The organism is Dysgonomonas sp. 37-18, from assembly GCF_001899125.1.
In the GTDB taxonomy this organism is placed as follows: Bacteria; Bacteroidota; Bacteroidia; order Bacteroidales; family Dysgonomonadaceae; genus Dysgonomonas.
In genome coordinates, this window is sequence record NZ_MKVC01000010.1 from 173,602 (window position 1) to 186,751 (window position 13,150).

The following is a 13,150-nucleotide window of genomic DNA, read 5'->3' on the forward strand; positions in this document are numbered from 1 at the left end:
GGATAGTTAACTACCCCTCTAACAATAATCTATAATATATTTATCTACAACATGTTATAAATTCATTATTTTTCATTTTGTTTCTTTATCCTTACGTATTATGATACTGCGTAGGAAATCAAAAGCTTTCCTTCTGTTCAATGTTTTAGAATAATCGAAACAATAAACTAACGACTCTGCATATTAACTATATTGTCTTTAACACTCCAGCATCTGCTCTTACTGATGCTCCGTTTGTCGCAAGCGACAATGGGCTTGAAAGGTATGCTGTTAAACTTGCTATTTCAGAAGGATGGATAAATCGTCCTAATAAAATATGAGGATTAGTCTGTTTCAATATCTCACTCTTCATTAGTTCTATGTCAAGATTTTGCACTTCAGCAATTTGCTCAATAGTCATTGCTACTCCATCAGAATAAGTTGGTCCACCTAAAATCGTATTAACGGTAACCTCTGTTCCTTTTGTTGATTTAGAAAGTCCATTTGAAATAGCTAGCATTGCTGATTTCGTCATTCCATAATGAATCATATTTTTGGGAATGTTTACTCCAGACTCACTACTGATAAAAATAATTCGTCCCCATTTTCTCTTCAACATTTCGGGCAACAGTTTTCTTGATAAGCGGATACTACTCATTACATTTATTTCAAAGTATTTATACCATTCTTCGTCTGTAATAGCTTCAAAATCTTTCACTCCAAAAATACCAACATTATTAATCAAAATATCAATGTCATTAAGCTGTGTCAACAGTTCTTCAACATCTTTTTTCTCTGAAAAATCTGCTGATATTGCAGAAATATTTGCAGCAGGAAATTGTTCCTGTAGCTTTGCTTTGGCTTGGTTTGTTTTTTCAGTTTCTCGTCCATTGATAATGACAGAAACCCCTTCATTTAATAATTGTTGAGCAATGGCAAATCCAATTCCTTGAGTTGAACCACTTATAAATGCTTTTTTTCCGTTTAATTGTAGATCCATTGTTTTGTTTTATCTAGCTTATTATTTGTAATTGTAATTCAATTTGTTTTCTAAGTATTATCTCATCTGGATAAATTCTTCTTAATGAATTTATTCCCAACCAAATACTTATCAGTAGTTTGCCCAAAGAGTCTGCAGGTAATTTTGACTTGATATTTCCTTTTTTTTGCTCTGCAAGAATAACAGAAGTATAAAGATCTTCTATATCTTTTAGTATTTCAATTGCTTCATTTTCTAATTCGACATCAACAAAAGTCATTTCAACTAGCGTGTTAGCAATGATGCAACCTTTCAGATGAGCATTTTTAGAAGCAACTGTTACGCCAAGGAAAAAATCTTTAATTAACTCAATAGGATTTTCACTGTTCTCTAATTTAATTTTGAAATCATTAAAATCATCTTTTCTCTGTTGAAGGGCTTTCTTGAAGAGTTCTTTTTTCCCTCCTTTAAAAGTATTGTACAAGCTTCCAGCTCCAGCTCCTGTTATTTTACTCAAATCTGACAAAGAAGTAGCACTAAACCCTTTTCTCCAAAAGACTTCTTGGGCTTTTAAAATCAATTCTTTGTTTTGATAAATATTAGGTCTTCCTTTCATTTTTTATTATTGTAATGATCGATACAAAAATAGTAAAAAAAGGTAATCCTCACTTATTTTGATTAAATAATTAATGCTATTATAATACTTTAATAAAATGATATATAGAATACAATCAGTTGCTTTCACCTTGTTTCTTTATCCTTACGTATTATCATATTACGAAGGAAATCAAGAGCTTTTGTTCGATTGAATGGTTTTCGTTTATATATTTCACTAGTCTTGTCCGAGATATCACCAAAAGAAATATTAAATATCAATTCAAATTTATCTCCAATCTGAGTCCTACTTGCTGGCTTACCTTCATTGTTCAATATTTCTTGACTTAGATAGAGGCTTTCGACAATCTCTGCCAATGCGACAATCCCCAAGTCTTTTGACTTAGGGATTATATGCAGATCGGATTTAAATGTTTGCTCTTTTACGAATCGTTCAGGATGTGTGAATCTTGTCTCTAGTAATGCTAACTCAGAATCAATTACAGAAATAGCTTTCTGTAAATAGAGATATTTTAGGGCATTTTTCCCCCTGCTCGTATAAAATTTGTGTTTGCAGTGATTGGAACTCTATACGAGTCAACTTCAATGACCGAAAGACTACATCATAATCTGATCCGGTTTGATTTAAGGCTAATACTTCTGCTACAAAGTTTTCATAGGCATTTTTAATTTCTTTGTTTGTCACATTCATAGAGTTATCACTCATAAATGTCAAAAAATCTGTTTTAACTAACTCTTTCATAGAGATAAATTTAATGTAAATATTAATATTCGACCGAAGTCTTATTTTATACTACATCAAGTTAATCTTCGTCATGAAGTTCTTTTAGAAAAGTGTATAGGATAATTATAAAACCAATCAAGATAAATGTTATTACTATTGCTATTATTAAGAGTAAGTAAATCATATTTCTATCTTTTCCATCGTTTATGTGTCCATAACCAGCCGTATGGCTCTTCTCTAATATTTTCGTCTAATAAGTTTATATACTTTTGAGTTATTTCTCCTTCATTCATAGATTCCGTCTCCGAACATATGGGCATGCAGATTACTTTATAATTCCCTTTAGATAGCTGAGTAATATGTAGATAAATAACCGCAGATCTACTGATTCGAGCCAGCTTCTCCATACCTGAAAAGACATATGCTTCTTGATTCAGGAATTCGAATTTATATTTATCTTCTTTTATTCGGGGGCATTGGTCTGCGAGAAAAAAGTAAACGGCGGGAGATAATTTTTGAGTCAGAATATGACGCACGATTGATTTATGAGATATTAGTTTCATACCAAAACGAGATCGGAGTTTGATCATCAATCGGTTCATTACTCCTGATCTCAAAGGTTTATAAATAGCATACATATCGTGTCGTAGCTTATATGGCATAAAATTTAGCATTTCCCAATTTCCACAATGTCCAAGACTGACAATAACATTTCTTCCTGCACTTATGTGCCTGTCGATAAGCTCCATATTTTCAAATGTTATTTTCTTGTCAAGTATCTCTGCTGGTGTGGTGATACTTTTGATAATTTCGGCAAAGTATGCTGTGAAACAGGAATAGAATTTCTTCACAATACAAAGTATCTCTCCATATCGTTTCTCAGGAAAAGAACGTGATACATTTTGAATCACTACTGCTTTTCTATAACCAATGATATAATAAACAAAGAAAAAAGCAAAGGAAGATATTGCATACAAGAATGACATAGGTAGCAGACTTATGGTATAAATAATACCATAAAGAATTTTATAGACTATTATTTTAAAACTATGTTTCATCCTAGTCCTGTATTTCAATAGTTTTCTTTTTGTTCAAGCCTAACTTTATCAATATATTATCCATTATATAATAGACTACAGGTACAATAATAAGTGTTAGAAACATGGAACTGATCAGTCCTCCAATCATAACCCAAGCCAAACCATTCTTCCATTCGGCTCCAGCTCCCGTTGCCAAAGCAATAGGAAGCATACCTATAACCATTGCTGTAGTTGTCATTAATATGGGGCGAAATCGTTGATGAGTTGCCTCAATAAGTGCATCTTTCAATTCCATACCTTTTTCTTTCGACTGATTGGTAAAATCAACTAGCAAGATGGCATTTTTCGCTACAAGACCGATAAGTGATAGCAATCCCAGCATCGTAAAAAGATTGAGGGTCTCCATCGTTAATGCCAATGCAAGTAATGAGCCGATTATTGCAAGAGGGATGGATATTAAGACTACGAAAGGATACATGTAGTTATTGTATAATAATACCATTATCAAGTAGACCAATAGAATGGAGATAATTAGAGCAATTCCCATTGTTCCGGTACTTTCATCTTGCATTTCAAGCTCTCCTCCGGGAGTTACAGTGATATCTTCCGGCAGATGTAACGAATTTATAATTTGGCTGACATCTTGCCCTATGTCTCCTATAGGACGCCCTCCAACTTGACTATTGAGTGTTACGCTGGCACTTCGGTTACGACGTTCCAGAATACCCGATGTTTCAGTTTCTTCTATTTTTGCAAACTGTTTCAGTTTGACTGTATTTCCAGAAGTATTAATTAATGATAGGTTTTCGATATTTGCAATACTTTGACGATCAAAGTCATCGAAACGGATATTAATGTCGTACTCATACTCGCTTTGTCTGAATTTCGCATCGCTGTTCCCGCTGAATGCATTATTGAGTGACATCCCCAACATTTCGAAAGGGATTCCCATTGCAGACATTTTTTCTCGATCAGGAATAATGCTGATTTCAGGACTGCCTTCTTCAACGGATAATTTGGGATCGATTATACCTCTTACCGATCTGATGCTCTCAAGAATAAGCTTTGCCGAAGCTTTCACCGAGTCGATCTGATTCCCTGTGATATAATATTGTATCGGGGCTTCATCAATATTTCCCATCAGATCGGTCATCGCTACCCATATTTTTGCATCGAACATATTCTTCTGGAGAAAATATTTTGCGCCTCTGGAAAAATCCGAAGTTGAAATATTACGCTTATTATGTGGAATCATTTTCACTCGTAAATCTGCTAAGCGTACTTGCGATTGTCCATTCTCTTGAGCTCCTACTGTTGTAAATACAGTTTCCACCAGAGGGCTGCTTCTCAATATGTTTTCTGCTTTGTAAGCAGCCTGATTAGTTTGCTCTATCGAAACATCACGAGGGAGTTCCATTTTTATAACAAACTGTCCTTGATCACCTAATGGGGCAAAATCACTTCCAATAAAACCAAAAGCAATTAAGCTTATAGAACCAACAAAGATTATAAGCATAATAACTGAAGTAATAATCTTGTGGGATAAAGACCATCTCAAAAGAGTTGAAAACTGGTTGGCTATCCACTCTATCATATTTTCAAAAGCATGGATACTTTTTCCGATAAAACTTTGTCGGCTAAACTCATTCGTCTTTCCAAGTCGAGAGTAAAGCAAGGGCACAACCGTAAAAGAGACGAACAGGCTAAACAATACAGCAATAGCTATAGTGACAGCAAATTGACGGAATACATTAGCGATGAGTCCCTGCGTCAAAGAGATTGGAATAAATACCACTACTAATACCAGTGTGATGGAAATAATCGTTCCACTTATTTCACGAAGTCCATCATATGCGGCTTGCACTCTCTTTTTACCCATTTCCATATGACGATGTATGTTTTCGATAACAACGATAGCATCATCTACCACAATCCCTACCACTAGCGTTATACCCAACAATGACATCAGATTTAGACTGAATCCAAACAGATACATCACAATGAATGTTGAGACAAGCGATAACGGAATTGCAATTGAGACAATAATCGAATTTCGTAGGCTGTATAAAAATAATAACATAGTCAAGGCTACTAGTACGATAGCTATGACAAGATCTATCATCACGGAGTTGGAAGCTTCCAGAGTAAATTCAGCATTATCAGCCGCAATGATAAAATTCAATCCCGATGGTTTGTATTCCGATTCCAGTGTATTCAATATCTTCCTTGTGGTTTCAGATATCTCTACAGTATTGGCATCAGCAGAACGCTGTATTGTGATACCAATGGCAGGTATTCCATTTACACGGCTAAGAGTTTCTGTCTCTTTATTCCCATCACGTACATCTGCAATGTTTTTGACCTTTACAGCACTTCCGTCGGGCATATATTTCAATATTACATTCTCTATATCGACAAGATTGTTGTATTTCCCCTGCAAACGGATTTGCATTTGTTTATTGTTGCTTTTTATTTTTCCGGTGGGATAGTCAAGGTTTGAGTTAATTAAAACATTACTGATATCAAGAATGGAAAGTCCATAAGCCTCCATTCGGTCTTTATTGATATTTATCTCTATTTGCCTTTCATTGCCTCCGATGAGTGACACCTGCGCAACTCCCGGTATTCTTTCTAATGCAGGTTTTATTTCGTGATCGATTAAATCATAGAATTCCGTCTCACCCATATTGGCAACTGCGCCTATCGTCATTATAGGAATATCTGCAAGGCTAAAATCGCTTATAGAAGGCTCTTTCACATCTTCCGGCAGATCGGAACGTATCACATTTATTTTTCGTTGTGCATCTCGAAGTGCTTTATCTAAATTGGTTCCGGTTTTTAAACTGAGGGTAACTAAAGAGAAATTTTCCATAGAAGTTGCGGTAATTTCATCAATCCCTTCCATAGAGAAAACAGCATCTTCAATCTTTTTCGTTACAGAGTTTTCCACTTCGTTGGCTCCAGCACCCGGATACATAGTACTGATGGAGATAACATCGAATTCCATACGTGGCATCAATTCCCTGTTTAGTTGGGTCAACGAATAGATACCGAAAAAGGCAAGTATAATAAATGTCACGACTACTGTAGTCGGACGGGTGATTGACATTTTTATAATATTCATCCTTTTATAAATTTAGAATGGATACATCAACACCATCTGTCAGGTTGATTTGTCCGCTTTTTACTATTGTGTCATTTCCTGTGATGCCTTTGATTATTTCGATGTTCTTTCCGTCTGAACCCCCTATTTGTACCGGAATCTTATAAGCTTTCGCATTTCTCACTACAAATACATAAGGATCTTTTATTCCATTAACAATGGCGTCTCTGCTTACGATAAGAGTATTTTTATTGTTCTTCTCAATATTGAAAATAGCTGTAGCGAACATACCGGGTTGTAGCTGAGAGCTATTTAATATCAACTCTACCGAATAATAATATTGGTCATCGCTTTTAGGAGAAATTGCATCAATTGTACCGGTGAATGTAATACCGGGATGTACATCAGTAATGATGGAAACTTTGTTCCCTTTTTTTAGTTTTAATACCTCTTTCTCTGTTACGCTGACATACATTTTCAAGGATTTATCATCTACAATATCTACAACATTACTTCCAACTGAAAGTAATGTACCCTCTTCAAAATAATCTTTGTTGATAATGCCTGAGATAGGCGATATGATGGAGGTGTTTTTTAGTTGGTCTTGAAGGTCAGCGATTCTGCTTTCAATAGTACGCAAGGCTATTTGAGCATTTTCTAACTCCCGTAGCGTTACCGCTCCTATAGAGGCTAGATTCTGAAACCGCTCTACATCTTTCTTCGCTTTGGCGAAATCCAACTCCGAGAGGCGCAGATTTTGGCTTATTACATTGTTTTCGAGTTGAGCTATGATTGCTCCTCGGCTGACAGCATCTCCGACCTTTTTGTATTTCTTGATAACAATACCCTGTGCTTTTGAATTCACTGCCACTTCATTTTTGGAATCAATACGACCATTTACAGTAATTTTATCGCCTAAACCTATATATTGAGGCTTCTCTATCACAACAGGTACAATTGTATTTACCGCTAGTGACAATTCGGCTTTTGCATCAATACTTTGTTTATTATCTACCAGTTTCCATGCAATAAGTATAGTCATGGAGACAGCCATAATAATTGGTATTACTATTTTTGATTTCATTTTTTGTTGTCGCTTAATAAGTTATTAAGTGTTCCGCTTGCTTTTAGCATATCTATTTCTGTCTTTTTATAGCGGATAAGTTCTGTCGTATAGGCTATTTTTACTTCATGTAAAGAGTTCTCAGTTTCAAGTAAGTCTGTTATATTTGCTAACCCTTCGGTGTATAGTGCCATTGTTTGGGTATATACTTTCTCTGCCAATTTCAGGTTCTCAAATTGTACTTGTACCAATTCATAAGCTATTTCTAATTGATCTTTAGCATTCTGAAAATTGGCTGATATGGTTTGCTGTGTTTCCCGAATATCCCAATCCAATTGTTGGAGCTGTACTTGTTTCTGTCTTATTCGACTTCGCTTATTTAAACCATCGAATATTGGAATCGTTAAACGGACACCGATAATAGCAGAACTATACCATGGTTTATTTGTAAGATTCAGCTTATCTGATTGAAATTGATACCCGGCTGTTGCTATTGCTGATAGTGTTGGCAGATACTCCATCTTATTTTTTCGGATATCAAGTACCAACATCTCTTTTTGTTTATTCAGTACATCAATTTCTATCTTATTTTGTGGCAGGAAATATGCTCCGGATTTAAATACTTCAAGACTTTTTGTTTCCGAATCATCCAATTCAAAGGGATCTTCAATAGGGATTCCAATTAGTATTTTCAGGTAACGTTTTTGTTGTAATATGGTATTTCTCATATTTTTTCCTCTTGCCTGTAAATTGGTCAGATTTACTTTAACACGGTTTAAATCAACTTCTCTTGTTACATTTTCTTCTACTCGTTTTTCCATCAATAGGAAAAGTGAATCCTGCGTGGATACCATATAATTAATATTATCCAATTCCTGCATACTATTGAGTATGTCATAGAATGCGTTGCTTACATTGAAGATCACTTCTTCTCTTGTCATAGCTGCACGAAGTCGCTGCAGTTCGTTATTGTTTTTTGCTATTTTAATCCCTGTAAATAAGGTGGGAGAAAAAATAACCTGTTCGAGTGTGACAGCAAAATCCAAATCGTTCTTTGAACCCATTTGCACTGGAATTTGTGTTCCGCTCTGACCGATGAGCTCTCCCGGCAACATCGTTGTGGGTAGAACTATGCTATGATCGAAGCTACCCGAAGCATTTATTTGTGGTAATATTTTTGACTGGGCTTCGTGTATCTGATGGTTGGCTTTACTCACCTCCAAATTTGCCTTATGTGTGGTATAACTATTATTAATAGCAAAGTCGAGACATTGTTGGAGAGTTATTCCATCATCTGAGTTCTGCGCTATGAGGGTATTACTGTAAAACAGGAAGAGGGCTAGTAGAAACAGAATCGTTCTCATCCTTAGAATTTATATTTGAGCCCAACAGACACATATGGAGAAACTGTGAAGTAATAATCATTATCCGAGGCAAACACCCCTTTCAAAGTTCTATCACTGTAAGAAGCCGGACGATATAGATTTAAACCAGCCATGCCAGTCATGGATAATCCTGTTTTATTAAACTTTATTTCAGGACGAAATCCCGTCACGATATATTGGTGTGAGAATATCATGTCCTTGCCGTCCTTCTCTAACAAGGCTACTTGCCCATTCATTTCAAGAGCATATGATAACTTAAACCAATCATTGAAATCATAACCTGCCGATACATTCAATCCTTCCACCAATTCAACATTTACATCGAATTTACCTTCGAGTCTCCAGTTAAGATAGAAAGCCGGAAATACCATCGGGTAGCCCAAAGAACTATTTATCGCTACACCACCGCCAAGATCCAAATTGGGTTTCAGATGTCGTATAAAAACAATGCCTGCACTTCCAAGTACATTTTTGAATCTGATTTTAGAAAAATTAGTTGAGGGTGTAAATACACCCATACCCACACTCGCCCTCATTGACCAACGGTCATTTAATGGGCGTAAATGATAAATTCCTACCTGTAAGTTCATTATTTCGGATACCATGTCATCCGTGAATTTTTTGTTACTCAATGAAGTGTATGACCCGCCAAGACCAACACCCCAAGCTGTCGGACGATTCTTTTCATTCAGTTTCATGGATAGAGGTATATTTACCGCCCCTTGATAAATAACAGCAGAACCTTTACTATCTCCTATCTTTACACTTGGTTTATCCCCGGGAGGTAAAAGGCGATAGTCTGAACTTCCAATGTACTCTGTTTTGAAAGAGACTTCTTGAGCTTGCCCTTCTATACATAGAAGAAGCCCTAATACTCCAAACAATAATGATATTAACTTCATAAGTTTTAAATTTATATTTGCTATTTCCAGCAAAAGAATGAGATATGAAGCAATACCAAAAGTGATTAACTACGGAGTTCAGAATTGACAAAATGGAATGCATAAAAAAGGGTATGGAATTTTCCATACCCTATATAAAAGATGCTAAGCTGTGATTATTCAGTAATCCCGTCCATCCACTTTAGAAAATCGGGTACACGGACACGACTAACCAATACTTCGTGCGGACATGCAGGGGAAAAGAAGAGTTTCAATCGGCTGTTGAAATATTTGGCAACATTTTCGATGGCTTTTACATTACCAATACAATTACGAGATACACGGAAAAACAAGCGGTTATCAAGCTGTTGCTCTAATTGATCTAAAGTATAATTGATGATATACCGTTTATTCTGGAACGTATGTAAAAATACAACTCCATCCTCACTATAAAAATGGGCAATTTCTGTTGTTTCTATATAATGATAGTTTTCTCCTTTTGAGATCAAAAAACGATTTTTAGTTTTGACGGATAATATCTGTTCAAAATTCTTAGGATCAGTTTTATAAGAATGATTATGAAATATTTTTTCGAATTTGGTTAATGCTATCTCTAATTCTTTTTCATCAAAAGGTTTAAGCAGATAATCAATACTATTCAGTTTGAATGCCTTGATTGCATGTTCATCGTAGGCAGTGGTAAATATTACAGGAGTGTTAACCTCAACATGATTAAATATCTCAAAGCAATTACCATCTGCAAGCCGTATATCCATAAGAATGAGATCAACAGTAGTTGTTTTCAAAAACTCAATGGTATCTATCACTGTTTTTGTTTGCTTCTCCAGAGCATAATCCGGACGCAATTGAACCATCATACGTTTCAATTCTTCGTATGCGAATCGCTCATCTTCTACTATCAGGTATTTCATGACTGTATATATGGGATTTTTACAATAAACAGTTGGCTGGTATGCTCAACAATAATTTCTCTGTTATACAATTTATATTGCTTCGTAAGATATTTTAATCCTATTCCTCCTTTATCGGTATCCTTAGACGGCTGGATATTATTCTCTACAGTTATGTGTTTATCTCCGATGATAATTTTTATATCCAATGGCATTTCTTCGGTTGCTACATTGTGTTTGAATACGTTTTCGATTAACAGTTGTAAAGTAAGAGGAATAATCATGTTCTTTTCATTAGCAAACATCTTTTCTACCGAAAAGGTGAAAGAATTCTCAAATCTCATATTCATTAAAAATATGTATGACTCTAATGCGTCAAGATCTTCTCGAACAGAAACCATTGGTCTCTGATTCAAAGAAAGCACATATCGATAGGTCTTTGACAAAGCTTTGGTAAACTTATTCGCATTATCTGGATTCATATATATCAATGACGATAGAACATTCAAAGAGTTAAACAAAAAATGAGGATTTATTTGTGATCGTAATGTCTCATGCTCAAATAATAATGCTTCACGTTTGGCTTTTTCAGAATCGGCTATGGCTTTCTGTTCGGATTGGAAATAATAAATCAGTTCAAAAACCAACAGAATAGGAATATTATTTGTCATCGCAAATGCAAATTTGACAAGGAAGGGAGGCAAGCCGTCTCTGGAAATAAGTAATATGTCATATATCAGATAGTTGAATAAAAACATTACGACCAAACATATTACAATTACCCCTACGAAATCAGCAATGATACGACAGAATACATTTTTAGAATAGGGCAGATACTTATTCAGGAATAATAATAGTATGTAATCGGCTATACACATGCTGAAGATCACAATATAATGGGATAACAACTGTATGGGGAAGTTATACCATAAATCTTCTTTCATTAGAATAATACTGAAAAGCATCTGAGACAAAGCATAAAGCAATGTCGCAAAAAGGAAAATCAGGAGATTCTTTATATTATATTTTTTTGAGTGTATCATAATTCAAAAATAGAATTTTCACAGGAGACTGAGTTTAAATCTCTTGTTTTTTCTGATGAAATTCATTATTTGATAGATGAATTTAAAATTGTGACTGAATATTATTTTTCTTTTCAACTGATAAACACCCCATTTAAAAAGAGAATAATAAAAGCAAGGTTTTACCAAAGAATACGCTTTCGTAGAAAGGAAGATTATTTGAGTAAACCCGAAGGGCGTGACCTTGCTATATTATTCTCTTTTAATACATTTGTGTTCAGATGAAAGAAAAGAAACTTAGAGCGAGAATTTCTTATCTACCTCTTGAATATCTCTCATTATAGAACTATCCAACACTTTCGCATAATGTTGAGTGGTTCTCACATTTGAGTGTCCGAGTATTTTAGCTACATTTTCCAACGAAACTTTATTCGCTAAAAATACAATCGTTGCCGCTGTATGTCGGGCTACGTGCGTGCTGAGCTTCTTTGTAATTCCGCACGAATCAGCTATTTCCTTCAAATAAGAATTCATACGTTGATTCGTAGGTACAGGAAACAATACGCCCTTTTCCAGACAATCAGGATGGTTTGCATATTTGTCTATAAGCATTTTTGCTGCTGTAATAAGAGGGATATTACACATATTATTTGTTTTCTGTCTGTTCTTGCGAATCCATAATGAGCCGTTGTTGTCCTTTACCAAATGATCAGACTTTAGTTGCTCAATATCTGAGAATGCCAATCCCGTAAAACATTGGAAGAGAAAAATATCCTTGACAGTACTTAGTCTTTCAATAGAGAAATCCTTCTGAATAATAGAATTCAATTCTTCTTGTGTTAGGAACTCAATATTAGTTTCTTCGAACTTGAATCGATAAGTCATAAAAGGGTCTTTCTGAATCCAGTCATTAGAATAAGCGATACGCATAATCTTCTTTACTTGCTTCAATCGGGTGATAGCTGTATTTTGAGCACAATTCTTCTCCGTCTTTAAAAAAGTATCAAATTTTTGAATGAAGGGTAGGTCAATATCCTTTAGATTGATATCGGACTTCTTATACTCTTTCTTTAAGAACTCCTTCAAATATCTTACTGTACCCTCGAAACGGATAATTGTCTTTTGAGCATAGCCTTTACCTTGTAGTTGTTTGATCTCTTTATTATGCTCCTCAAAGACATCAATAAGGGTTTTGTGTTTCTCTTCAACACCACAAAAGCGGTTACAGATCTCTTTTGCGGATATTTCGAGGTTGTCGGCTTCGAGTTGCCTGTGGATATTCTGGATTTTAGCTCTTACCGTATCAATATACATATTGATCTCGGTTGATAGTTTGTCTTTAGTTTTAAGCTTTCCTTTGGTCTGATCCCAATTCTCTACTAATGCACTTCTTCGGACAAACATTTCACAGAATCGCTTATCTACAGTGATTCTCATGGCGATAGGGG

Annotated in this window: 11 protein-coding genes; all 11 read right to left on the bottom strand. The window is 35.1% G+C overall.

The window, feature by feature from the left end:
- Positions 1-187 precede the first annotated feature (187 nt).
- The gene (locus BGO84_RS04550) at positions 188-979 is read right to left on the bottom strand and encodes an SDR family oxidoreductase (protein ID WP_291027959.1); all 792 of its coding nucleotides are present in this window, start codon (positions 977-979) and stop codon (positions 188-190) included.
- Positions 980-992: 13 nt separating this feature from the next.
- Positions 993-1,574 (bottom strand): TetR/AcrR family transcriptional regulator, encoded by a 582-nt coding sequence (locus tag BGO84_RS04555; protein WP_291027960.1) that lies wholly within the window; start codon positions 1,572-1,574, stop codon positions 993-995.
- 474 nt (positions 1,575-2,048) lie between these two features.
- Positions 2,049-2,315 carry a hypothetical protein gene (locus BGO84_RS04565; protein ID WP_291027961.1) on the bottom strand — a complete coding sequence of 89 codons (267 nt, stop codon included), beginning with the start codon at positions 2,313-2,315 and terminating at the stop codon, positions 2,049-2,051.
- Positions 2,316-2,485: 170 nt separating this feature from the next.
- Positions 2,486-3,355 carry a lysophospholipid acyltransferase family protein gene (locus BGO84_RS04570; protein WP_291027962.1) on the bottom strand — a complete coding sequence of 290 codons (870 nt, stop codon included), beginning with the start codon at positions 3,353-3,355 and terminating at the stop codon, positions 2,486-2,488.
- 1 nt (position 3,356) lies between these two features.
- Positions 3,357-6,461: an efflux RND transporter permease subunit gene (locus tag BGO84_RS04575; protein ID WP_291027963.1), complete on the bottom strand. Its 3,105-nt coding sequence runs from the start codon at positions 6,459-6,461 to the stop codon at positions 3,357-3,359.
- Between the two features lie 4 nt (positions 6,462-6,465).
- The gene (locus tag BGO84_RS04580) at positions 6,466-7,524 is read right to left on the bottom strand and encodes an efflux RND transporter periplasmic adaptor subunit (RefSeq protein WP_291027964.1); all 1,059 of its coding nucleotides are present in this window, start codon (positions 7,522-7,524) and stop codon (positions 6,466-6,468) included.
- Positions 7,521-8,867: a TolC family protein gene (locus BGO84_RS04585; RefSeq protein WP_291027965.1), complete on the bottom strand. Its 1,347-nt coding sequence runs from the start codon at positions 8,865-8,867 to the stop codon at positions 7,521-7,523. The genes BGO84_RS04580 and BGO84_RS04585 overlap by 4 nt, the downstream gene beginning before the upstream one ends.
- Positions 8,868-8,869: 2 nt before the next feature.
- Positions 8,870-9,790: a DUF6268 family outer membrane beta-barrel protein gene (locus tag BGO84_RS04590; RefSeq protein WP_291027966.1), complete on the bottom strand. Its 921-nt coding sequence runs from the start codon at positions 9,788-9,790 to the stop codon at positions 8,870-8,872.
- Positions 9,791-9,945: 155 nt separating this feature from the next.
- The gene (locus BGO84_RS04595; protein ID WP_291027967.1) at positions 9,946-10,701 is read right to left on the bottom strand and encodes a LytTR family DNA-binding domain-containing protein; all 756 of its coding nucleotides are present in this window, start codon (positions 10,699-10,701) and stop codon (positions 9,946-9,948) included.
- Complete coding sequence (locus tag BGO84_RS04600; RefSeq protein WP_291027968.1) at positions 10,698-11,723, bottom strand: histidine kinase; 1,026 nt, start codon at positions 11,721-11,723, stop codon at positions 10,698-10,700. Before BGO84_RS04600 ends, BGO84_RS04595 begins: the two co-directional genes overlap by 4 nt.
- 276 nt (positions 11,724-11,999) lie before the next feature.
- A partial coding sequence (locus BGO84_RS04605; RefSeq protein ID WP_291027969.1) for a site-specific integrase occupies positions 12,000-13,150 on the bottom strand: 1,151 nt, incomplete at its 5' end.

What these genes read in the sequence shown, in the direction of transcription:
- BGO84_RS04550 (WP_291027959.1), bottom strand. Translation starts at nt 979, where the DNA reads ATGGATCTACAATTAAACGGAAAAAAAGCATTTATAAGTGGTTCAACT.
- BGO84_RS04555 (WP_291027960.1), bottom strand. Translation starts at nt 1,574, where the DNA reads ATGAAAGGAAGACCTAATATTTATCAAAACAAAGAATTGATTTTAAAA.
- BGO84_RS04565 (WP_291027961.1), bottom strand. Translation starts at nt 2,315, where the DNA reads ATGAAAGAGTTAGTTAAAACAGATTTTTTGACATTTATGAGTGATAAC.
- BGO84_RS04570 (WP_291027962.1), bottom strand. Translation starts at nt 3,355, where the DNA reads ATGAAACATAGTTTTAAAATAATAGTCTATAAAATTCTTTATGGTATT.
- BGO84_RS04575 (WP_291027963.1), bottom strand. Translation starts at nt 6,461, where the DNA reads ATGAATATTATAAAAATGTCAATCACCCGTCCGACTACAGTAGTCGTG.
- BGO84_RS04580 (WP_291027964.1), bottom strand. Translation starts at nt 7,524, where the DNA reads ATGAAATCAAAAATAGTAATACCAATTATTATGGCTGTCTCCATGACT.
- BGO84_RS04585 (WP_291027965.1), bottom strand. Translation starts at nt 8,867, where the DNA reads ATGAGAACGATTCTGTTTCTACTAGCCCTCTTCCTGTTTTACAGTAAT.
- BGO84_RS04590 (WP_291027966.1), bottom strand. Translation starts at nt 9,790, where the DNA reads ATGAAGTTAATATCATTATTGTTTGGAGTATTAGGGCTTCTTCTATGT.
- BGO84_RS04595 (WP_291027967.1), bottom strand. Translation starts at nt 10,701, where the DNA reads ATGAAATACCTGATAGTAGAAGATGAGCGATTCGCATACGAAGAATTG.
- BGO84_RS04600 (WP_291027968.1), bottom strand. Translation starts at nt 11,723, where the DNA reads ATGATACACTCAAAAAAATATAATATAAAGAATCTCCTGATTTTCCTT.